The 23,436-nt window shown below is 37.9% G+C and carries 21 protein-coding genes; 17 read left to right on the top strand and 4 right to left on the bottom strand.

The window, feature by feature from the left end; genetic code table 11:
- Positions 1-107 precede the first annotated feature (107 nt).
- Entirely contained in the window at positions 108-1,778 is a 1,671-nt protein-coding gene (locus ACYVTD_RS01850; RefSeq protein WP_461246078.1) for a purple acid phosphatase family protein, read from the bottom strand.
- A 222-nt stretch (positions 1,779-2,000) separates the two neighbouring features.
- On the opposite strand from ACYVTD_RS01850, the gene ACYVTD_RS01845 reads away from it, so the two are divergent.
- A complete protein-coding gene (locus ACYVTD_RS01845) occupies positions 2,001-3,527 on the top strand; it encodes a TDE2508 family outer membrane beta-barrel protein (RefSeq protein ID WP_461246077.1) in 1,527 nt (508 codons plus the stop codon).
- 104 nt (positions 3,528-3,631) lie between these two features.
- Here the strand turns inward: ACYVTD_RS01845 and ACYVTD_RS01840 are convergent, their stop codons facing one another.
- The gene (locus tag ACYVTD_RS01840; RefSeq protein ID WP_461246076.1) at positions 3,632-6,649 is read right to left on the bottom strand and encodes a purple acid phosphatase family protein; all 3,018 of its coding nucleotides are present in this window, start codon (positions 6,647-6,649) and stop codon (positions 3,632-3,634) included.
- A gap of 181 nt (positions 6,650-6,830) precedes the next feature.
- Between ACYVTD_RS01840 and ACYVTD_RS01835 the strand changes: the two genes are divergently transcribed.
- From ACYVTD_RS01835 to ACYVTD_RS01810, 6 genes are all read left to right on the top strand, one after another.
- Complete coding sequence (locus ACYVTD_RS01835) at positions 6,831-8,285, top strand: TDE2508 family outer membrane beta-barrel protein (protein WP_461246075.1); 1,455 nt, start codon at positions 6,831-6,833, stop codon at positions 8,283-8,285.
- Between the two features lie 156 nt (positions 8,286-8,441).
- On the top strand, positions 8,442-10,346 hold the full coding sequence (locus ACYVTD_RS01830; protein WP_461246074.1) for an SPFH domain-containing protein: 1,905 nt from the start codon (positions 8,442-8,444) through the stop codon (positions 10,344-10,346).
- Positions 10,339-11,217 (top strand): protease modulator HflC, encoded by an 879-nt coding sequence (hflC, locus tag ACYVTD_RS01825; RefSeq protein WP_461246073.1) that lies wholly within the window; start codon positions 10,339-10,341, stop codon positions 11,215-11,217. Before ACYVTD_RS01830 ends, hflC begins: the two co-directional genes overlap by 8 nt.
- A gap of 10 nt (positions 11,218-11,227) precedes the next feature.
- On the top strand, positions 11,228-12,187 hold the full coding sequence (hflK, locus tag ACYVTD_RS01820; protein WP_461246072.1) for a protease modulator HflK: 960 nt from the start codon (positions 11,228-11,230) through the stop codon (positions 12,185-12,187).
- Positions 12,188-12,196: 9 nt separating this feature from the next.
- Entirely contained in the window at positions 12,197-14,071 is a 1,875-nt protein-coding gene (locus tag ACYVTD_RS01815; protein WP_461246071.1) for a heavy metal translocating P-type ATPase, read from the top strand.
- Positions 14,072-14,275: 204 nt separating this feature from the next.
- On the top strand, positions 14,276-15,280 hold the full coding sequence (locus ACYVTD_RS01810; protein ID WP_461246070.1) for a leucine-rich repeat domain-containing protein: 1,005 nt from the start codon (positions 14,276-14,278) through the stop codon (positions 15,278-15,280).
- Positions 15,281-15,296: 16 nt separating this feature from the next.
- On the opposite strand, the gene ACYVTD_RS01805 is transcribed toward ACYVTD_RS01810, so the two are convergent.
- Entirely contained in the window at positions 15,297-15,704 is a 408-nt protein-coding gene (locus ACYVTD_RS01805) for a bacteriohemerythrin (protein WP_461246069.1), read from the bottom strand.
- 100 nt (positions 15,705-15,804) lie between these two features.
- Complete coding sequence (locus ACYVTD_RS01800; RefSeq protein WP_461246068.1) at positions 15,805-17,013, bottom strand: DEAD/DEAH box helicase; 1,209 nt, start codon at positions 17,011-17,013, stop codon at positions 15,805-15,807.
- Positions 17,014-17,164: 151 nt separating this feature from the next.
- Here ACYVTD_RS01800 and ACYVTD_RS01795 point away from each other — a divergent pair, with 151 nt between their 5' ends.
- The 10 genes from ACYVTD_RS01795 to ACYVTD_RS01750 all read left to right on the top strand — a co-directional run bounded on the left by ACYVTD_RS01795 (position 17,165) and on the right by ACYVTD_RS01750 (position 23,406).
- Positions 17,165-18,046 carry a response regulator transcription factor gene (locus ACYVTD_RS01795; protein WP_461246067.1) on the top strand — a complete coding sequence of 294 codons (882 nt, stop codon included), beginning with the start codon at positions 17,165-17,167 and terminating at the stop codon, positions 18,044-18,046.
- Between the two features lie 87 nt (positions 18,047-18,133).
- On the top strand, positions 18,134-18,487 hold the full coding sequence (locus ACYVTD_RS01790; RefSeq protein ID WP_461246066.1) for a helix-turn-helix transcriptional regulator: 354 nt from the start codon (positions 18,134-18,136) through the stop codon (positions 18,485-18,487).
- Between the two features lie 28 nt (positions 18,488-18,515).
- On the top strand, positions 18,516-19,304 hold the full coding sequence (locus ACYVTD_RS01785) for a hypothetical protein (RefSeq protein WP_461246065.1): 789 nt from the start codon (positions 18,516-18,518) through the stop codon (positions 19,302-19,304).
- A gap of 43 nt (positions 19,305-19,347) precedes the next feature.
- Positions 19,348-20,238, top strand: a complete 891-nt coding sequence (locus ACYVTD_RS01780) for a 4Fe-4S binding protein (protein WP_461246064.1) — start codon at positions 19,348-19,350, stop codon at positions 20,236-20,238.
- A gap of 125 nt (positions 20,239-20,363) precedes the next feature.
- On the top strand, positions 20,364-20,990 hold the full coding sequence (locus ACYVTD_RS01775; RefSeq protein ID WP_461246063.1) for a flavodoxin family protein: 627 nt from the start codon (positions 20,364-20,366) through the stop codon (positions 20,988-20,990).
- 101 nt (positions 20,991-21,091) lie between these two features.
- Entirely contained in the window at positions 21,092-21,733 is a 642-nt protein-coding gene (locus ACYVTD_RS01770) for a DUF998 domain-containing protein (protein WP_461246062.1), read from the top strand.
- Positions 21,726-21,959, top strand: a complete 234-nt coding sequence (locus ACYVTD_RS01765) for a GNAT family N-acetyltransferase (RefSeq protein ID WP_461246061.1) — start codon at positions 21,726-21,728, stop codon at positions 21,957-21,959. The genes ACYVTD_RS01770 and ACYVTD_RS01765 overlap by 8 nt, the downstream gene beginning before the upstream one ends.
- 8 nt (positions 21,960-21,967) lie before the next feature.
- Positions 21,968-22,459 carry a DinB family protein gene (locus ACYVTD_RS01760; protein WP_461246060.1) on the top strand — a complete coding sequence of 164 codons (492 nt, stop codon included), beginning with the start codon at positions 21,968-21,970 and terminating at the stop codon, positions 22,457-22,459.
- 19 nt (positions 22,460-22,478) lie between these two features.
- Positions 22,479-23,087: an HD domain-containing protein gene (locus ACYVTD_RS01755; RefSeq protein ID WP_461246059.1), complete on the top strand. Its 609-nt coding sequence runs from the start codon at positions 22,479-22,481 to the stop codon at positions 23,085-23,087.
- Positions 23,088-23,160: 73 nt separating this feature from the next.
- The gene (locus ACYVTD_RS01750) at positions 23,161-23,406 is read left to right on the top strand and encodes an NUDIX hydrolase (protein ID WP_461246058.1); all 246 of its coding nucleotides are present in this window, start codon (positions 23,161-23,163) and stop codon (positions 23,404-23,406) included.
- The last annotated feature ends 30 nt before the right edge of the window (positions 23,407-23,436 follow it).

Here is a 23,436-nt window from a genome sequence, read left to right as displayed (position 1 = left end):
CAGACGGTGTGCATAGGGTTTCGACCCTGACGTCCAGGCGCATCGTCTTTTTTTATGCCTATATAATAACCACGAACCAACATTCGTATGGTTCGTGGTTTAAAATATTAAGGCGTTTTTGTTACCTGAACCCAATCGTAGGGTTCATCTTTATTAAAACTATAAGGAAGATCTGCGCCGGAATCCTGACCGCTTTTGGTGGCTATGGCGTAGGTGCTGAATTTTATCGTCTTGCCGTTGACTTCGACAATGGTGTAGCTTGGGATATAAGGTTGAACAAAAGCCGCATTGGAGACTGGCAAATTACCTGCCATGTAGCTTGTACTGCCGAATAAAGTAGCATTACCATTGGCATCAGTGCCTAAATACGGGTAACTCGCGTTGTTTTTTTGATACAGGCTGTTGTTATATTTAAAATATGGATCAGAGCTTACCGCATAATATTTCAATCCGCTTCCTGTTGTAAAAGTAAGATAGATTGGGTTTTTGGTATCACCTGAAGAAAAACTTATCTCGTGACCGCCTCGCGTTGTATCAGGTAAGGAGACTTTGCCGTCATCCATGCCTTTTAGCGGATAACTGCGCGCGTACACATGGTCATGCCCGGCAAGAACAAAATCAACATCTTCCTCGGACATAAGCGTTTCAAAACCGGCTTCTACATAATACTGAATATCAGTGTCGGCGCAATGGTCGGCAACGCTGGCTGTTGATTTGTGATGCTGAACAATAAGCCAATCATATTTTGGGTGGGCTATTTTCGCCGCCTTAATTGTATTTCTATAATATTCTATGTATGTTGAGGCGGCATTCTTACTGCCGGGACTTGATGCGGAATTAAGAACTACAAAAAGAATGTTGTTATAAAGGTAAAAATAGTTTCCTATCTGACCTGTGTTTGTTCCTGGGTATTGTTCATTGGGCAGATTGTAATGATAATTAAACAAAACATTCGTATCGTGGTTTCCTACTACAGGGGCAAAAGGAAGACTCCTAATTCCGTCCGGAGCGAATAAATTTGTGTATTGTGTTTCATTACTGGAAGTATCAACCTGATCTCCTCCGCTTGCAATAAAACTAACGCCTTTAGTTACAATAATATCCATCGTTTCTTTCCAACCTGCGGCTGTAGTAACGCTGGTAGCTGGATACCGGCTGTCTTTATCAACATTACCTGTGGTAAGCTGAGGGTCTGCTACTACGGCAAATTTAAAAGTGCCGGTCTGCGCAGGAACCGCAAAATTGTATATTTCGCTCCAGTTAGTCCCATCGCTGGACACCGCATACTGATAACTTGCGCCGGGCTGTAACCCTGTTACCGTAGCCTTGTGTTGAATATTGCTCGTCCCGGCGGTTGCCACGGTTCCGTCTACTTCTATTAATTCTTTTCCCGCAGTGAAAGTTCCTCTAACAAACCTGACTTGCGCAACTTTATCTGACGTGCCGCTTGAAGAATACCAGTTAATTTTAAGCTCTTTTGTTGTATCTCCCGGCGTCATACCCAAAGTTAACACATTAGCATTAGCGGAAACTCCCCAACTAAGAGCATTGCCCCCGCTTAGATAATTTAATTCAGATTCAACAATAATTTCTTCATCTGGTGTCTGTTCTTCCGAAGTCTGTTCTTCCAGAGTTTGCCCTCCCTGGGTCTGTCCTGCTGATTTTGTCCCTTCCGATTCATTTTCAGGACACGCTGCGACTACTATTGCAAAAATAACGGCAAAAATTACGGCTGTTATCTGCAATACCGATTTCTTCTTAAGTTTCTTAAACAACATAATATCCTCCTTGTTGTTTTGATAGCAATAAAATAAAAACAAAGTGTTAGGTGAAAACAAGAAAAACATTATTTTTTGGTTAGCCGCTAATGTTATTAGATAATAATTGTATGTTTTATAAAATACTTATATGTTAAATATTTTTTAAGATTGTTAAAAGTTGGTAAACATAATTGTTATGTGCAAAATAAATAATTATTATCAGGCGCAAGGAGATAAAAAATGAAAAATAAAATTTTTTCACTTATGTTGTTTTTGTCAATTATTACGATTTCTGGAGTATGGGCGCAGAATCTGCCCGCCTTTCCTATTGCTCCCGGCGCTACATCAAAGCATACATGGGCATCAAGTATTTGGACATCGCCTCAAAGCGCCACTACAGAGGGAAGATTTCGCAGTAACGCGGACGACTTTATCCGCCCGGACGCTTATACCGGCGTAAAATTTAACAAATGGTTTGGAATGACGTCTTTTTTATGGGCAGGAGAAGAAAACGCAGGCGAGATGATTGCAACCCTTGGTTTTGCAACTAAAACGGACAATGTGTACATAGGAGCGCTTTATACCGGCAATATGTGGGCAAATATGCAGATTAACAATTACACCGAAGAAGAACCGGCAACACCGCCAACAGGAGGCGTTGTAGGTAAAACTTATAATGTCTACAATTCCATCAGCGTTTCGGCGGATCCCGGTAACAATGTCGCCCTTTTATTCGGCTTTGCCGATATGGGATTAAGATTAACTTATCGTACCAATTATCAGTCGTTCAAAGAAAGCGATATTGTAGCAAGAAAAGGGAATACAAACCAGTTGTACAACGACTACCAAATTGACGAGGGCTATATCGCGCCGCAGATTGCGTGGGCAATGGCAAAAGATTTAACCAAAAATGGAATCAGACCATACGCGGCTATTGATCTTGTATTTTACCGTGAATTTAAAAAGACAAAAGAAGCCGGCAATTCTATTTCAGGCGAAAGTATAGCGTACTCAAAAAATCGCTTTGATCCGTCTCTTTCCGTAGGACTGGGAGGCTATACATTCTACAACAAAGACGGTTTTAAAGGATCGTTCGATCTTGACTATGTACTTACTTTAAATATTTACGACAATGAATACAGTTATGTAGAGGACGGAAAATATAAAATCGGCAGGATCAAAGGAACATTCAGCGAAAACAGCAATCCTTTTATTGAAGAGTCATTTATATCTAACTCGCTTACTCCTTCGTTAAGCGGCTCATGGAGCAAGGACGCTCTGGCGCTTAAATTTAAACTTAATCTGCCGTTAACATTTTCCGAAACAGAAAGAAATTCTATGGATCTGGATTCTAATAATAAGCTGTTTTATAAAGGGCAGAGTGAATCAACAGCTACATTTACATTCCGACCCGACATACGGCTTGCCATGCAATACAAAATTATTCCAAACAGGCTTACATTGAATGTAGGCGCGCGAGTTCAGGCTACCACGCTTACTTTGGAAACAATCGAACAAAATATTTACGACAACTCAGGCGAAATCACCGGAAAGAAAAAGATACATAGAGATTCTGTTTTAAACTCCGCCACTGGCACTCAATTTATCAGCCGTTTTAATGTAGGTTCTACCCTTAACTTTTCAGAAAACGTCTGGGTAGAAGCCACAACCGGTGTTACAAAAGCTTTTGGCGACGCAGCCGTGGACGTATTCGCGCCAGGCGGGTTGTTCTCTTTTGGGAGCATAATGTTTGCGTTGAAGTTTTAACAGACAAAAAAAAGGAGCAGAGCTGACGGATTAATAACCCGCCGCTCCTGCTCCATGCTGCCTTACCGCTCAAAAACGGTAAGGCTCTTTACTTTTTTCTATAACTAGTCTTTTGTTACAGTAAGCTGATCATACGGAATGGTTTCATCGAAGCTATATGGCGTAGAACTACCGTTCTGACCGCTCTTTGTGCCGATTGGATAAGTTTTGAATGTTATACTCTTGCCGTTAACTTCAACAATGGTGTAACTGGGTATATAAGGCTGAGTATAAGTCAAGTTGGAAACAGGCAAATTGCCGTTTACCCAATCACTACTGCCTTTTAATGTGGAGCTAGTGCCATTTACGTCTGTAACATCACCAAGATACGGATACTGTGTATTGTTGGTTACATATATTTTGGTAACACCGGAAGTGTTATAACTAAAATAGAGATCCGCGGCTACCGCGTAATATTTTAGTCCGCTGGCTGTTGTAAATGTAAAATAGATTGGATTACCCGGATTGTGTACTATGTTGCCGCCTTTTGTTTTATCCGGTACTGAAACCTTACCGTTGTCCTTCCCTTGCAGAGGATAACTGCGGGCATATACATGGTCATGTCCGGCAATAACAAAATCAACTCCTTGTTCTGACATAATCGTTTCAAAACCGGCTTCAACATAGGATTGTATATCCCTGTCGGCTAAATGGACTGCAACGCTGGCGGTGGATTTGTGGTGTTGAACAATAAGCCAGTCGTACTTTCCCGCATGAGCTGTTTTCGCCGCTGTAATTGTTTGATTATATCGCTCAACGTACGGTTGCGCGGCAGCGGCGCTGGAAGTAGCGTTGTTATATGCTACCGGATAGGGAGCTGTGTTTAAAACTACAAACAAGATATTGTTATAGAGGTAAAAATAGTTTCCTCCTACAAGCCCTTTATTTCCGCTGAATGACTGCTCGTTGGGCAAATTATAGCGATTCCAGAATGTAACATTATTACCAACCTGATCTGTATCGTGGTTACCTATTGACGGAGCAAAAGGAAGCGACTTAATTCCGTCTGGAGCGAATAAGTTTGTGTATTGCGTATTATCACCAGCGGTATCAACTTGATCCCCGCAGCTTGCGATAAAGCTTGCGCCGGCGGCTACAACTTTTTCCACCGCTTGTTTCCATCCTGCGGCGGGAGTATTGCCGCCAGTGGGACTGTACCTGTTAAATTGATCCCAACTCGTGTTAAGTTGTGGATCCGTTATTACGGCAAACTTAAAAGTACCGGTTGCGGCAGGAACATTAAAATTGTAATACGGATAGCTCCAGTTATTCCCATCGCTGGATACTGAATACTGGTAACTTTCACCAGGTATAAAGTAGTTAGTTACTGTAACTTTATGAACATAGGGCGACGCTGTACCGGTTGCGGTTCCTGTTACTTCGATAAAATCGTACCCTGCGGTGAATGTTCCTTTGACAAACCTGACTTTTGCAGTCCTATTAGCTGATGTAGATGAATTCCAGTTAAGGTTTAGATCTCTTGTGGTATCTCCAGGAGTTAAACCCAAAGTTAACGGGGGATTGGTTGCTGAATTACCCCAAATAACACCATCAGGTCCTGAGGTATAATTTTTAGCGATTTCATTTGCCGGGCTTATAATCAATATTCCAGCGGTAAGTTCGTTTTGCGCGTTCCAGAGTCCTGATGCCGCAACATCAAAGGTTACGGAATAGGTTCCAACCGCTGTGGGGAAAATATCGCTTTTTGGATAGTTTGTAGAACCGCTTCCTTGATAATAAACAGTTACCGCTCCGGGTGACTTGTTAGCATCTTTCTTTTCTACAATTACGGGAGTAGTATTACCCACTGTTTGTATAAAATTGTCACTAATATCGTAATCAAGAGCTACGGGGAATTTTTTGATAGTCAATGTTCCTACCGACGAAATTGTTGCCTCGTTCCAAACGCCTGATGCCGCAACATGAAAAGTTACAATGTATGTTCCCATTGTTGTCGGAAGAACATCTGAACCATTATAATAAACCGTTACAGTACCTTGGGATTTGCCGTCTCTCGGCGTTACGGTTATCTTTGTAACACTGCCCTCTGATTGTTCAAAGTTATCGCTAATATTAAAATCGTCTTTTACCGGTATACCTTTGATAGTCAGTATTGTTTCCACTTCAAATTCGCCCGCATTCCAACCGTTTGCCCCGGTTACCTTAGCTACGTCAAAAGTTACTCTGTATGTTCCAGCAGCTGTGGGGGGAGTCTGGCTTTTGTCGTAGTTTGTACCATCGGTTCCTGTGTAATAAACAGTTACTGCGCCGGGTGACCTGTCGTTATCTTTCTTTTCTACAATTACGGGAGTAGTATTACCAACTGTCTGGTTAAAGTTGTTACTAATATTGTAATCACCTAAGACAGGGGAGCTATAGTTGGGGTTGCCAATGTTAAGGTTTCCGGCTATAAGCCCTGTTGCCTCCTTCCATCCATCCGACTCTGCAACATCAAAAGTTACTTCATATGTTCCTTCCGCTGTGGGACGCACTGTGCTTATGGGGTAATTTGTACCATTAATTCCCCTGTAATAAATGGTGATATCGCCAGTTGATTTGCCATCTCTAGGTACTATTTCTACAACTTTAAGATCATCTGACACCTGATTCGAGTTTAGAAACTCGAAATCTGTTGCTTGGGGGATTGGCTCACCGATGACGAGAGTTCCCGCAGAAAATCCGGGCGCTCCGTTCCAGCCGGTTGCCGGAGCTACATCAAAAGTTACGGCGTAACTTCCCAATTCTTCAGGGAGATCCTGAGTTTTGTCATAATCTGTATCACCGATTCCTGTGTAATAAACAGTTACCGCGCCGGGTGACCTTGTATTATCTTTTTTTGTTACAGTTACGGCAGTAACATGACCCACTGTCTGTATAAGGTTGTTACTAATATCGTAATCATCGAAGACAGGAGTTTTTGTAACCGCCCCACTCTGTCCTGCGGTTGCATTGGTTCCTTCAACTTCAAGTCCATTACACGCTACCATAACTATTGCAAAAACCGCCGCAAGAAAAAGGGCGGTCAGTTGCAATACCGATTGTTTTTTTGATTTTTTTGTTTCCTTAAGTTTTTTAAACAACATATATCCTCCTTTGTTGTTTTTCTGATAAAAAAATACAAACTGAATGTTAAAAACATTTGAGAAAAATATTTAATATTGGTTAATTTTATTGTGTTAGAAAATTGTTAAAATTGTTAAAAATTCGTAAAACGTATTATCTTCTTTAAAAAGGTATTTATTATCAATTTAAAGGAGATAGTAAATGAAAAACAAAACTCTTACATTTGCTTTATTAATGTTAATGATTACGGCTATTGGAGCATGGGCGCAGAATTTGCCTGCCAGTATTTGGACATCACCTCAAAGCTCCACTACAGAGGGAAGATACCGCAGTAACGCTGATGATTTTATCCGTCCTGACGCCTATACCGGAGTAAAATTTAACAAATGGTTTGGTATTGTATCCTTTTTAAATGACGAAAAGATGGGTCCTATCGCGACTGCCGGTTTTGCGACAAAAATTAGAAAAGTATATATAGGAACATTTTACAGCGGCAATATGTGGTCGAACGCGCCTATAAACAATTACACCGAAGAAGTTCCTAACACAATACCAAAAGGCGGCGACGCCGACAAAGCATATAACGTCTACCCTTTTTCTCCTAGCGCCGGCGACTTATCAAACCCTGTTAACAATGTTGCTATATTAATAGGCGTTGCCGATATGGGCTTTAGGCTAACTTATCGTACCAACTATCAGTTTTTTAAAGATGATAACATTGTATTTTCAGAGCAGTTGTATAAAAACTGGCAGGTCGAATGGGGGTACATCGCCCCGCAGATTGCCTGGGCAATGGCGAAAGATTTAACAGGAAACGGAATCAGACCCTATGTAACCGTTGATTTGGTATTCACTCGCGATTATGAAAAGAGGGAAGCATCTGGTGCTGTCAACGGTAATACCGGGGAAGAAATAGTCCGCTCGTTGAATCACTTTGACCCGTCTCTTTCGGCTGGTCTTGGCGGTTACACCTTCTACAATCAAGACGGTTTTAAAGCATCGGCTGATTTTGACTATGTGCTTACCTTAAATATTTACGACAACGAATACAGTTATACTGAGGACGGTAAATACAAGACTGGAAAAATTAAAGGAACATTTAGTCCAGGTTCCTTCAAATATAATGAAAGATCTTTTATATCGAATTCTTTTACCCCTTCAGTCAGCGGTTCATGGAGCAAGGACGCTTTGGCGTTAAAGTTTAAATTTAATATGCCGTTAACATTTTCCAACGAAGAACAAAACGGAATGGATTTAAATAGTTCCAACAAATTGGTCTATCACCTTGACAGTGAATCAACTTCCACTTTTACTTTACGTCCCGATCTGCGTCTTGCCATGCAATATAAAATTGTCCCAAATAAACTTACTTTGAATGTTGGAGCTAAAATTCAGACTACCGCAGCTAAACTGGAAACAGTTGATAAAAAGATTTATGAGTATGGTACAAAAAAAGCTTCCAAAAAACAACATAAAGACGCTGTTAACGGTACTTTCGCCAGTCAGTTTTCTATTGGTCCTACCTTAAACTTTGCAGAAAACGCTTGGATAGAAGCCACAACCGGAGTTAAAGATAAAGCCGGGGACTCCTTTGACGTATTTGCGTCCGGCGGTCTGTTCACTTTTGGGAGTATATTATTAGCGTTTAAATTTTAAATGAAGATATTTTACCACGAATAAGTGAGAACAGGGAGAGAAGATGTCTACCACGAACCACACGAACCAACACGAACTTTTACATCGAAGCTTATCGTTGTTCGCTTTGGTTCGCTCTTTGGTTCGTGTGGTTCGTGGTTAAAAAAAGGAATTAACATGACGGAAGACAACAACAGAACGCAAAACGCAAAAACAAGATTGTTCCCAATCATTCTTACAATAATCGCCGTTGTCTTTCTGAATATTTTAGCCTATTACAGAAATAGATGTCTTATAATAGGAAGCCTCGGCAGTCTTACCCTCACCATGTCTATCTTCCTTATTTTGATAACTGTTTTTTACGAGATAAATAAATATATTAACTTTGACATAAAAAAAATAGGGCTATTTATAAAAGAAAAGTTTATTAATAAAATTATTAATTTATTTAATAAAATATTTAAAAAACAAGAAATAACCATATTTGAAGAAAAAAATGAAACCACGCAAGAAACCGTAAATACGGAAGAAACAAACGTACAACAATACGGCTTACACGAAATAAAAAAAGAAAATGTTAGGCAAAGTCAGGAAGGGGTTAGCCTTGAAAAACGCATATTCTCGTATTTTTATATTATTTCCTTCTTGGTTATAGCGCTTTGGCGAGTAATAAGAATTTTAAAAGTTCTACCTTTAACTTATACCGATAATTACCACAGCAATATCATAGACGCTATACTATTGCTTATACTCCCCTGTATCGCCGTCCTTTACTTAAAATTAAGGAAAGATGACGATTCATGCCCAACAGACAAAGTTTCCCATGATATACTTACCTTTTTTTCATACATTTCATTTACCTACTCGGCGGTTATAGCGGCAGCTTCCGTCTTAAAAATTAATATTCTTGTTGTTTTACAGTGGGTTTATTATTCCGCCTCGGTTTATCTTGTGGCTTCGCTTGTTATTAATATTTTACTGGCAATGTTAAAAGGAAATGTTTTAAGTTTTGATTATTCGCTGTTTCCAAAATATTTGCTCTCTAAAGAACAATTTATACAAACAATGGCAAAATGGAAGGTTTCAATAAAGTCGCTTTATACAATACGTTATACATTAAAAATTTTACCCGCCCTTTTGCTTGCCCTTATTTTTGTTTTGTTTTTTTCAACAAGTATTTTTGTAGTACAGCCTCATCAGCAGGCGGCGGTTTATCATTTTGGCAAGCTGGATCGTTCTTCCATAAAAGACGCAGGGCTTCATTTTAAATTTCCCTATCCAATAGACAAAACCGAAATATACGATGTCCGCCGTGTGGCTTCCATGCAAATAGGCTATGAATCAACGGGAACCGCTAATTTTTTATGGACGCAAAAACACGATATCGGTGAATATATGCTGTTACTCGGCAACGGCAATGAAATGGTAGCGGTAAACTTAAAAATTTTATATGTAATTTCCGATTTATATTCGTATATCAAAACCTGCTCAAACGCCGAAGCAGTATTAAGTGCCGCCGTTTACAACGCTCTTATGACTCGCACAATCAACACTACCCTTGACTCATTTTTAAACGTAGACAGAAATTTCCTTTCAGCGTCCGTATTGGACGAATTATCTGCTTTTTGCGAATCTGAAAAATTAGGGTTTTCCGTTGTTCAAGTTGTTATTGAAAACATACACCCACCTGTGGATATAGCTGACGTATATCAAAATGTTGTAAGCGCCTCCGTTGATAAAACCACAATGATTACAAGGGCGCATACTTACGCAGAAGTAAAAGTGATAGAAGCGGCAAAACAAAGCAAGTTCGCCATTGACGGAGCAAGAGCCATGCAATACGACAGGACAAGCGACGCTCAAAAAGAGTCGGCTGTTTTTTACGCCGCTACGGAAGCGTATAGAATTTCCCCCGGTTCATATCAATTAACTAAAAATCTTGAAGTATACCAAAAAATTATTAAAAGCAATAAAGTGTACGCATTTTCACGGGGAACGGAAAACGCAATATCAAAGTTTATTATAGGAAAAGTAAATACTGTTAATCTGTTAGACGTAAACAAAGGAGTAGGCAATGAGTAAATTGTACAAGGCGTTATTTGTTTTAATTTTTGTAATTATCGTAGCGGCGGCTGGGTTCACATTTACCGTAAAGGAAGGCTACAGCGTTATTATTTCACGGTTTGGAAAAATTGTTAATACGCATAACGACGCAGGGCTTTATTTTAAGCTTCCCTTCCCTATTGATAAAGTAATAACTTACGATACCAGAAACCAATATATGGATTCAGGCTATAACGAAACGCTTACAAACGATAAAATCAATATTATTCTGCAAACTTATATCGTGTGGCGTATAGCGGATATTCAAAAGTTTCATACAAGCATAGGAAGTTTTAACGTCGCCCAAAGACATCTTAACGATCTTGCGGCAACCGCCAAAAATAGTGTTCTTGGAAATTATAAACTTTCTTCGCTTGTTTCAACTAACATAGAAGAAATTAAAATAAATGAAATATGCCAAGCTATCGAAGAAAAAACGGCACAATCCGCTCTTTCAAATTACGGCATAGAGGTTCAGACGCTCAAAATAAAACGGCTTGCGTTGCCCGAAGCAAACATTAAAAGCGTTTTTAACCAAATGATAGCGGACAGACAAAAGTATGTTTCCCAATATATCGCCGAAGGGGAAAGAGACGCTGCGATAATCACAGGAGAAGCAGACGCAAGAGCGGCGGAAATTTACGCTAACGGCAAACTTGAAGCGTCGCAAATTGACGCTGAAACGGAAAGAATGGTCGCGCGTATTTACGGCGAAGCTTATGACAGAAACTCAAGATTGTTTGTCTTCTTAAAAAGACTGATGGCGCTTGAAAATTCTGTAAACGCCGACACGACAATTATTATGCGTGCAAATGAGTCTCCATTTGATGTAATAACAGGATCAAATTAGGATAACGGCGATGAAAAACAGGGTTTTTATAGTTTTTACCCAAATAATGGAATACATTATAAAGTATTTCAAACTGACAGTATGTTTTGCCGCCGTTCTTATACTACTTTCAGGCGTATACAGAGTTGAAAGCAGTCAAGTCGCCGTCGTGCTTCGTTTTGGCAAACTTCTTGGCAACACAAGCGAAAAACAAATTAAAAAGCCCGGGCTTCATTTCGCTTTGCCGTTTTTTATAGACAGGGTAATAAAAATTCCGGTACATACAGTACAGGAAATTGAAGTTACTACGCACTATAAACCACAGGGAAGCGTAGTTTCATCAGACATTGACAGAAACGGCTATGTAATAACAGGCGATAAAAATGTAATACTTATAAAGGCAAAAATAAAATATCAAATAAATGATCCTGTGCGTTATATGCTATTTACAAACGATGCCGCTAAAACAGTAGACGGTATAATAAGCGGAGAATTAACCTGCATAACCTCACATTCCGATGTGGATTCAATTCTTACAAGCGGCAGGGCACAGTTATCGAGTGATGTTATGCAAAACTCACAGAACATTATAGACGGGTTAAAGTTGGGCGTTCTTATTTCCGGCGTAGAATTAACGGAAATTACAGCACCAGGCGAAACTATCCGCTATTTTGAAGAAGTAAGAAACGCCTCTATTTACAAGGCGACAGGTTACCAAAGAGCGCAAGAATACGCCTCTAGTAGAATACTTGGAGCGGAAGCGGCGGCAAATGTGCTTAAACAAACCGCTATTTCAGTACAGGCAGAAAAATTGACGAAAGCAAGAGGCGAAATGGCGGAGTTTTACGGGTTATATGACCAATATTCAAGAAATCCGCAAATTATAATGTCTGGAACATTCAGGCAGAGGGTGGGTGCTGTGGTAAAAAAAGCGGGCAAGTCCATAGTTATTCCGGCAGGCGTAGAAGCGCCGACTTTCTTATTGCCGTAAAGGGGTGTTATGAAAAATACGATAAATATTGCCGATGTTCATCTTTCAGATAACGAAAAATTAAATTTCAGAAACAGTATTTTGTCCCTTTCAGGCGCACTTGTCTGCCTTGCCGTAGCCCTTATTTACGGAAAATTTTCCCCCGGTCAGGATGTAATTCAAGCGCTTATTTATCTTGCAGGAATTGCCATAATCGGGCTTCCAATGTTAATTACTGCGGTACAGGGACTTATTTCAAAAAACATGAAGTATGCCATGGAAATACTTGTCTCGATAGCGATGATTATATCAACTTTAAGCGGACAATTTTTGCTTGCGATACTCATTCCCGTCATTCTTACCTTTGTTCATTTTTTAGAAGAAAAAAGCATTATGGGCGGACGTGATGCGATTGAAGGCTTAAAAACAATGCAGGCGGAAAAAGCGATTATAGAAAAAGACGGAAAGGAAATCGAAGTTAGCGCGAAGGAATTAAAAACAGGCGATATAATTATTATAAAGCCGGGTATGTCCCTGCCTGTTGACGGCGAAGTTATTTTCGGCACGTCAAGTATAGACCAAAAATCGCTAACGGGCGAATCAATACCGAAAATAGTCGAAATAGAGGATCAGGTGTTCGCCGGAACTGTAAATATAGACGGAAACATAAAAGTAAAAGTTATAAAGGAATACGCAGACACATCTTTTCAAAAAATAGTAAAACTGCTAGAGGACTCCGGCAACATTCAGATTCCCGACACCAAAATTGTTGACAAGTTTATTTTTTACTATATTCCACTAACGCTTGTTACCGCCCTTTTGGTATGGCTCTTTACACAAGACATTAACAGGGCGATTGCCATTCTTGTCGCAAGCTGTCCCTGCGGACACCTGCTTATCAATTCCGCCCCGATGATTGCGGTATTGGCGGCTGCGGCAAAAAAAGGAATCCTTATAAAAAATTCATCGTTTGTAGAACACCTATCCGAAACCGATTATCTTATTTTTGACAAAACAGGAACCATAACCAACGGCATTTTGGAAGCAAGCAGTTTTCATTTGGATCACGCCCATGATTTTAACGAGCTTGTAAATACCGCTTCTTGCGTAGCTCACGGCTCGCTTCACCCAATTTCAAAATCAATTATTTCGTTATGCGACAAAAAGGACATAGACAGGGATTATGAAATAAAAGAACATATAGGAAAAGGAATCGAAGGCAGAAAAGGAAACGATACTATTTATCTTGGCAGTTACAACTGGATACGCTCCCTTGGCTACGATGTAAGCTCCCAATACGAAGATGCCGGAACTTGCGACTGGATTGTAAAAAACGGAGAAATTCTAGGTTGCATTGTATTTAAGGATACTCCTAGGGACGATGCCGCACAGACTGTAAACGAACTAAAAAATCTTGGCGTGGCAAAAACCTGTCTTTTAACAGGGGATCATTTCCAATCTGCTAAGAAGATTCAAGACGCTGTTGGAATTGATGAAATGCAATGCGAATTACTGCCTGAACAAAAACTTAAACACGTTGAAAAAATGATGGAAAACCACACTGTTACAGTTATCGGAGACGGCATAAACGACGCACTTGCCCTTTCGGAAGCTCATGTTGGCATAGCAATGGGAGCGATGGGCTCCGATACTGCGATTCAAAGCGCAGATATAGCGTTAATGAATAACAATCTTTCCAATATTCCCTTTGTTATAAAACTTGCCCAAAAAACAAAAAACATTATTTACCAGAATATAATTTTAGCGTTTTCCATAAGTATCGTTATGATATTTCTAGCCGGAGCAGGAATTGTAACGCCCATAGCAGGAGCGTTTTTTCATAACATCGGGGCGTTTTTAGTTTTGATTAACAGCGGTCGGGTGTTGTCGAGTAAACATCGCTAAATACCAAGAATTCAACCACGAACCACACGAACATCAGCGAACCTAGAGAGCTTAGAGAATTACTACAAAGTTCGCATTGGTTCGTGTGGTTCGTGGTAAAAATTCTTCTCTCTTTCGTGTGGTTCGTAGTAGTATATTCTTATTCCTCTTGACAAAACTCCTAAAAAACGTAAAATAATCATAATTCCCAAAAAAGGAGAAATTATGAAAATCAGAAGAATATCATGTTGGATTGCGTTGGCGTTAATCGCTATCTTGTCATCTTGCTCAAAGGCGGAGGACGAAAAAGATTTATTTAGAGTAGCGCCTGTAGACGGCGGAAAATCTGTAAAAATTATCCGCTATGACGGGAAAAAACAGACAGTAAACATTCCGTCAAGATTACTAGGTATGGCTGTTACCGAAATAGGGGAGAATGTATTTAACGGAAAAGACATCCTCAAAGTAACAATACCGGGCAGTATTACAACTATCGGAAATGGGGCTTTTAGAGGCTGTGAAAACCTTATCAATTTAACAATTCCAAACAGCGTTACCAGCATTGGAAGCGACGCTTTTAGAGGCTGTGAAAACCTTACAAAGATAATCATACCAAGTAAAATTACCGCTATCGCAAACGGAACTTTTCGCGGTTGCGAAAAACTTGTCAGCATAACTATACCGGTCAGTGTTACAAGTATTGGTAATAATGCTTTTAACGGCTGTACCGCTCTTATCGGCATAACCTTACCAAACACCATTACCGAAATTGGAGAAAACGCTTTTGCCAATACTACTCTTACCGATATAACAATACCGGCAGGAGTTACCGCTATTGGGGACGCGGCTTTTGCTTACAGCGGACTTACAAGCATAACTATTCCTAACACTGTTACAGGCATTGGCATCGGTTCTTTTTATGAATGTACAAAACTTGCAAGCGTAACTATACCGAACACTGTTACAAATATTGGAAGCGCGGCTTTTCGTAATTGCATCGCTCTTACAAGCGTAACTATACCAAGCAGCGTTACAAATATTGGGGATTTGGTTTTTTATAATTGCACAAACCTTACCGGCGTAACCTTTGAAGCAGAAATTCCGGCGAACAATATCGGCAGCGCTTATACATCTTTATTTCCCGGCGACTTGCGTAATAGATATTTGACGGAAGGCAAAGGAACATACACAAGACCAAACGGTGATACTTATACTTGGACAAAACAGTAGTAATTAGCGGTAGAATTTATTTTTTATTACTCAAATATTGGCAGAATACTCTGTCCTCTTTACAGATATGGTTTATCCACCACTTTTTTAGAAAATCCAAAAATTCTTGAGGGTCTTTATTCCAAATGCTGTCACGACTAGTATGCGATAACGATTGCGTTAATTCTTCATGTAATTTATGATGTTTTTCTATATCAGGATAACCGCATTTCTTTAAGAAATCTTCTTCTATCTCAAAATGAATGCGGGTATATTCGATAACCATGCCTATCACGGGTCGTAGCATTTCATTTCCATGCTTGTTTTGTATTGCAAAACAGAGGGAATTTATAGTGGAAACAATCCCACGATGCTGTTCATCAACTATCGGTATTCCTAAATCGAACGATGGATCCCAGACAATAAGAATATTGTGATTCAGCATACTAATCCAAGCCTCGTTTGCGGTTAATTTATCTGGCATGTTTCCTCCTGTGCTTTAAGAGTAAACCTCTTGTTTGTGGGTGTCAAGTGATACTTAAGTATTACTCCACCTCCGGGACGCAAATTTTTCCCATGTACAACTCTTTGGGATTTACCCTAATCTTTAACTTTTTTTCCAACGATGACAAAAGACGCATTTGGGTTTCATCGCCAATTGTTACCATTATGCCACGTTTTCCGGCGCGTCCCGTTCTGCCGCAGCGGTGTATGTACACCTCACTGTCGGCGGGAACATCAAGAGCGATAACATGGGTAATATCGGGAATATCCAAACCGCGAGCGGCTAAATCTGTGGAGACAAGCACGTCTACGCTTCCGCTTCTGAATAAATCGAGCGCCTCTTTGCGTTCCGCGCCGGATAGAGGATTTTTTCCTATTTTACCAAAAAGTCCGGCACAGGGAACATGGTGGTATTGGAGGCGCGAGAGGACTAACGCCGCTTCATCGCCCTTGCTTATGAATACCAACGCTTTAATGCGGTTTTTCTTTGTTTTAATGGCGGCTAACAATGAACGTAAGGTTTGATCTTTTCGCCGTTTTTCGCTGAAAATAGCCCAATGTTCAATTTTGTCACGCAGAATTTCATTATCTTCGGACTCAATAAAGGAGACTCCACTGCCCTGCCCTTCGCCAAAAAAAACTGTTTGTACTTTTTCTACGCATTTTTTGTTTATAGTCGCCGAACACGCTGTAAGAAGAATGTTATCTGTTTTAGCAAATTTGCGGATTAGCGAACATAATTCCGTTGTGTCGTCTATCATTTCGCCGCTTACAAGACGGTCGGCTTCGTCAAAAACAAGCGAATACAAATTATTTAATTTAAGTATTTTTTTCTGGGCAAGAAGAAGAAGCCTGTTCGGGTTTCCTACGACAATGTCGGGTTTAGTTTTTTTATAATTTTCAATTTGACGGTCAAGGCTGATGCTTCCAATCGCCAGAAAAGAGCGAATTGTCGAACCCTCTAAAAGAAAATCCAGTTCCGAGGAAATCTGTGAACAAAGTTCCAGAGTAGGCGCTAAAATTAAAATACTCGGTCCAAAAGTTGTTTTTTCTTTTACAAGTAAATTAGTTAAAAGCGGCAAAAGATAGGCAAAAGTCTTGCCCGTCCCTGTAGCCGATGTAAAAAAGACGCTTTCACCTGCGAAAAGGCGTGGAATCACTTTACTTTGAATATCGGTCGCTGTTTTTATGCTTCGTGTTTCAAGGCACTTAATAAAACACGGTGCAACGCCTAATTGCTCAAAATTCATCGTTTATTTTACACAATATATTGATTTACTTCAATTGTAAAAACTGACATAATGGACTTGTCCGACAACTCAAAAGAATAGGAGTATAATCATTTTATCTTTTTTATTGGGATTTATCTGCTCTGTAGGATTTTATCCCCTTTTTTACAAGATGAATAAACCGAAGTCTCGCCTGCGGTCTATCGCTCTTTTGGCGGTAGTCATTTTGAGCTATCCTTTTTATCTGTTGTTTAATGAGCTTTATTTTTATGGGAAAGTTGAGAACCCCTCATTCATTGATACCACTCTTGTTTTTATAGCTCTTTGTCTTCTTTCTTTTATTTTGTTGGGCAAAAATCGTTTAAGAACGCTTATAGCCGCTTCTTTTCTTTTTAGCATAATTAATTTGGCGCAATTGCCTGTTTTTTATTTTGGCGCTGTTTTTATTTACCCCATGACTGATTTTTCAAATTATCTGGAAGAGTCATTTAAGCACCCGCAACTGTATTACGGCTCACTTTTTTTTATCAATATTATTGTAACCGCCTGTTGTTTTCTCACGGCTCGTTGGTTACGCAACACAAAGTTAAAACCACCTCTTAATCTTTATATTATTTTTAATTTACTGTTTATTTCTTTTACTTTAATAGTTCTCTCATGGTGGGAATATTTTGCTCTGGTAATATCCACGTCTTCTTTATTATCTTTTTTTATGAGTTCGTTTATTATTGTAATACTAATATTTTTATTTTACCTGTATACCCGCTTAACTGCGGATAATTTATCTCCCATTATGCAAAATACGCAAGCCCAAACATTAACGGCAAAAACCGATAAATATACTCAGTTCATTCAGCTTTTAAGCAGGCGTGAATTAGAGGTAATAGAGGCGATACTTGCGGGCAACGTCAGTTACAAAGAACTTTCAAAAACCCTTAATATTTCCGTTAATACGGTAAAAACCCATTTAAAGCATATTTATCAAACTACAGGCGTTTCCAATATCGCCGGGCTTTCGTCTCTCTTTTACGGATTTTCCGGCAATCACCCATAAATCACCCCTTAATCACCCAAAAGGGTGATTAAATTTAACGCTTTTTGTTTTACATTACTTTCAATTAAACATTTTTAGGAGAATCACATGAAAAGGGGACATGATTTACTTAATAACGTTTTAATTGATATAGAAAAAGGCATCAGTACCGATATTAATTCAAACGTTATTGCCAAAAAACACACTCTCTCGGAAAGTCATTTGCAAAGACTGTTCAGGCTAGCGTATAATCAGCCAATAGGACTTTACATTCGTTCTTTTAAGCTAACGGCAAGCATTAATGACTTGCTTAATACGGATTCAAATATTCTTGATATTGCGCTTGATTACGGCTTTAACTATGAACAATCCTATATAAGGGCTTTTAAACGCAAATTCGGAATTACGCCCGGCAAACTCCGCAAGGAAGGGATAGGACACATAAGGGAAAAAGTTATATAATATTAAAAACCAGTTTATGGAGGAAATAATGTATAATTTTAAAACCTTAAGGATAATCTCTTTAATTTTGGGCTTTGCTCTGGTTACTTTTGGCTGTACAAAAAAAAATCAAACTGCGGATCTTTCGGATGTAAAAATATCCGCCAAAACAGTATCTAAAGGAATCCTTGTAACTTTTTCCAACTATTCCAGTATTCCGCCTGAAATAGATAATTTAAAAGTTGTATTTCACGATTGGGGTAAAGACGGCGAGCCTGATTGGGGTGATATGGACACGCTTGAAACTTTCATATATTTTCATGATTATTTCCGCGAGTCGTTTTGTGAAAACGCGATAGAACAGGTAAGAAAAACCGGCAAGGTTACTTTCCCTTTTGTTAAGAAAGACCATATATACACTATTAGAGCTCTTTTTATCAGCGGCGAAGATATTATTAAAAGGATAAACACTAAATGTGTAGCGGATAAAGGCGTTTATTTGAATGAAAATATAACTCTTGATTTAAACAGCGATAATACCGGAGTTACATTATCAGACAAACCGACGTTTACACCTAACGTTAAATCTGGAATACAAAAAATGTCTTACAATATTGTTATTTGCACGGAAGATAATTGGCATGCTATCGCCTCGGATAAAACCGACGATTTATTCTGGAACTTTGAGCCTAAGTTTAGCGAATATTTAAAAGAAAAAAATGTGACAACCGATGATTATCAGTCTTATGCCGGAGTCAACCTTAACATTATCTATAATAAAATTTCATGGATAATGGAAAGTGTAAAAAGCCCGATATTTACTTATTCTTTTAAGTGATTCTGTCCGTAAAAATCGGACTCATAAATATTGTGAGGTTATAATGAAAAAATATTTACACTGCCTGATCCCATTGCTTATAGGTACTACTTTATCCGTATCATTGGGATTACTGGATTGGGTTGGATTTTTCTTTATTTTTATTCCTATTGGAATAAGTTTATCAGTAAGTTTTTTTATAAGCGTTCGTTATGCAAACTCTGATTTGGGAAGGAAAATAGGTCTTTCGGCGATTTCGTTGGTTTTTTTGGTTTTTCTGGGGATAATGCAGCGTGAAAATATGCAAATTGAAGAAACGGTTATTTATTTTACATATTTTATCAGCACAGGCATATTTACCCGCTGTTTAATACATTACGCGATAGCAAAAGTTTTTGGGGCGCTTATTTGGGGGCGGGGCTATTGCGGTTGGGGATGTTATACCGCGGCGTTACTCGAATGGCTGCCAATAAAGGAAAACAAAGCCATACCAAAAAAATACACATACATAAGGATACCTGTTTTAATTTTATCACTATTGATTCCATTCATTCTTATTCAAAGCGGATATGACTATTATACCAGACACATAGCTTCATCTATTAACAAGTATTTCATAGAAAGTCGCAAATTTGATCAGTTTATCTGGTTTCTTGTCGGGTATATTTCTTATTACATCATTGGGATAATAATGGCGTTTGTATTCAGAAAGAAACGCGCTTTCTGTAAAATATTTTGCCCTGTTTCTTTGATTATGAAAGCGCCATCTCGCATTGCACTGATAAAAGTAAAACCAAGCGGAAACAAATGTATAAAATGCGGAAAATGCAATGAAGTATGCCCAATGGACATAGACGTAAAAAAATATATTGAAAACGGGCACAAAGTATTATCAACAGAATGTATTTTTTGTATGAATTGCGCAAAAGTATGTCCTGCTAAAGCAATAACGTAAAATATTTACTGTAAATCTTTGGGGAATTATGATTGAGAAATTATAAACAAAAAGACTAATTTTAATATGTATCTATACTTTTACTATTTTTCAGGATATGATTACCAAAGTATAAGGAGAAAAAAATGAAAGTAGTATTAGTAAACGGAAGCCCAAACGCCAACGGATGCACATTCACAGGACTTAGCATTATTAAAGAACAGTTGGCAAAACATGGAGTTGATTCCGAGATATTTCAGGTAGGTAAAAAACCAATTATAGGTTGTACCGCTTGCAGAACTTGTAAACAAACAGAGAAAACAGGGAAATGTGTTTTTGACAACGATATGGTAAATACAGTCGGTCAGGCTTTAAGAGAAGCGGACGGCATTATACTCGGTTCTCCTGTGCATTTTGCTTCCGCTTGCGGCGCGGCGACATCGTTCTTTGACCGTTTATTTTTCAGTCTTGAGCCTGAAGCCAAAAGATTAAAATTCGGCGCGTGTATTGTAAGTTGCAGGAGAGCAGGCTCAACCGCCACATTCGACCAATTGATTAAATACTTTACCATTTCGCAAATGCCGGTCGTATCGTCTTGTTATTGGAACGGCATACATGGATACACGCCAGAAGACGTATACGCCGATAAAGAAGGCGTGCGCACATTAACAATATTGGCAAACAATATGGCATATCTCATCAAATGCAAACAACAAAGCAACATTGAACTACCAGAAGAACCGCCAATGGTCATGACAAATTTTATCCGCTGATATATGGAAAAATGAACCTCAACCGAGCCCGAAAGGGCGAAGGTTCCTTTTTTGATTAAAAATGTTAATTTCTTGTAAATGAATTATAGTATAAAGAAGATATGAAAAAGTTAAATGAAAATAAATTTGTAAAATTAATATCCTTATTGGGTATATTATCAGTAATTCTATATTTTCTGCATATAATTCTAGGAGAAATATTTTATGAAGGCTACAATCCGCTTGCGCAAGCAGTAAGCGATTTAACCGCATCAAGTTCGCCGTCAAGAAATATAGCGAGACTATTTTCGACGCTTTACGGTATATGCGCCGTCACATTTTCAATTGGTTTTTTTGCATATTTAAGAAATAAATTTAATAAAGCCGTTACCATTTCCTCATTTATTTTTTGTATAATGAACACAATATCATTTTTTGGATATATGTTTTTTCCGTTATCTGAATCCGGCTATGCAGGAACTTTTCAAGATAAAATGCATATTATTGTTACTGTATTAATAGTATTATTGACGATAGTTTCATTGGTGTTATTTTCAATCGGCTTTCTCAGAGCAAAAGAACATAAATGGCTCAGCGTTATTTCAATAAGCACATTACTGATATTAATGGCAGGGGCAATATTAATAAACATAATGCCAAAAGAATATTTTGGAGTTGCGGAACGTATAAACGTGTATTCAATAATAATATATACGGGGATATTGGCATTGTGGATGATAAAATTGGTAGGCAAGAATGATTGAATATACTATCGCAAAAAAAGAACATTTATCACTTATTACGGATGAAAAATACAGGAAAAAAGGCATTGGTAAAAAAGTAATTGAAATGGCAATAGAATATGCAAAAGAAAATAATTGTTATAAAGTTGTTTTACAAAGTAGTAATAAAAGAAAGGAAAGCCACATTTTTTATACAAAATGCGGCTTTGACGGTAATTCAAAAAGGGCATTTGAAATAAGGTTCTAGGAGGAAATATGTTAACTGATAGTATAAGAAACCAAACAAAACAAATATTTCAAAATATTGAGATATTATTTGAAGTAATTCCCGCAAACGAATTTGATACGGAAAAAGGTGGATTTAAAACATGGAAACATTTTTATCATTTAATTCATTCGTTGGATAAAAATTTTATTGATCCTGGTAATTATGTCGAACCTGAATTTCATAAAAAGAATCTTAATATAATATATATTAATGATGAAAATAAACTTACAAAAGATGAAATTAGTAATTATTATGAAAACGTAAAAAATAAAATTCAAAAATATCTAAATGATTTAAAAGATGAAACGCTTGAAAATAAAGTGGTATTCAATGGTATGGAATTTACAAAGATTGAATTAATTTTAGCCCAATTACGGCACATTTTTTATCATATTGGATATTTACATTGTTGTATCAAGATTGAAAAAGGGGAAACGCCGGAATATATAGGGCTGTATAAAGCAGTGCCTGAAAAATAAAAAATATTAAGAGGAAAATATGAATATCATAGACACTAATTTTAATGAAAAATTGGAAAAGCAATTACAGTTTATTATTGAAATAGATAAAATAAAAAATATTATCAGAAAATCAAAATTATTTGACCATAGTCGTTTCGAAAATGACGCAGAACATTCTTGGACAATATGTATTATGTCATTGTTATTAAAAGAATATTCAAATATTGAAATAAATATGGAAAAAGTTGTTTCAATGTTATTGATTCATGATATTGTCGAAATAGACGCAGGAGATACTTTTTTGTATTCTGATAAAAGAAATGTTATACATACAGACGAAAAAAGAGCCGCAGAAAGAATATTTGGATTATTAAACAAAGAACAAAAGGAATATTTTATAAATTTATGGGAAGAATTTGAAGAAAGAAAAACAAACGAAGCAAAATATGCGGCGATTTTTGACAGATTAGAACCTTTGTTACAAAATTATATTTTAGAAGGATATACATGGAAAAAATATAATATTACATATGAAATGATAATAGAAAAAAACAAACACATACAGGAAGCATCTGATGTGATATGGGAATTTGTATTGAAATTATTGGAAAAAGCAGTTGAAAAAGGTTATCTAAAAAAAGGTTAATCAGTATATAAAACAATTTATGTGCAACGCACTCTAAATTGGGTGGAACATATATTTAAGAAAAGGAGATATTATGGATAATAAAATTATTTTGCAAAATAGTTCCGGTGCATTTTTGAAAAATGGCGAAAGTTACTTACTAATAAAACGCTCCCCAACAAGAACAATAGCCCCTAATATTTGGAGTTGTATTGGCGGGCATATGGAAAAAGACGAAATAAATGATCCTTTAGAGGCTTGTTTGAGGGAAGTAGAAGAAGAAACCGGAATAAAAAGGGAGCATATCTATAATTTGAAATTGCGGATATGGAAGTATTGACAATATAAACCAGACAGCGGAAGTTGGAAT

It is taken from the genome of Treponema sp. R6D11, assembly GCF_054786075.1.
Note: the sequence above shows the minus strand (reverse complement) of the source record. Positions and strands in the feature narration are given on the sequence as shown.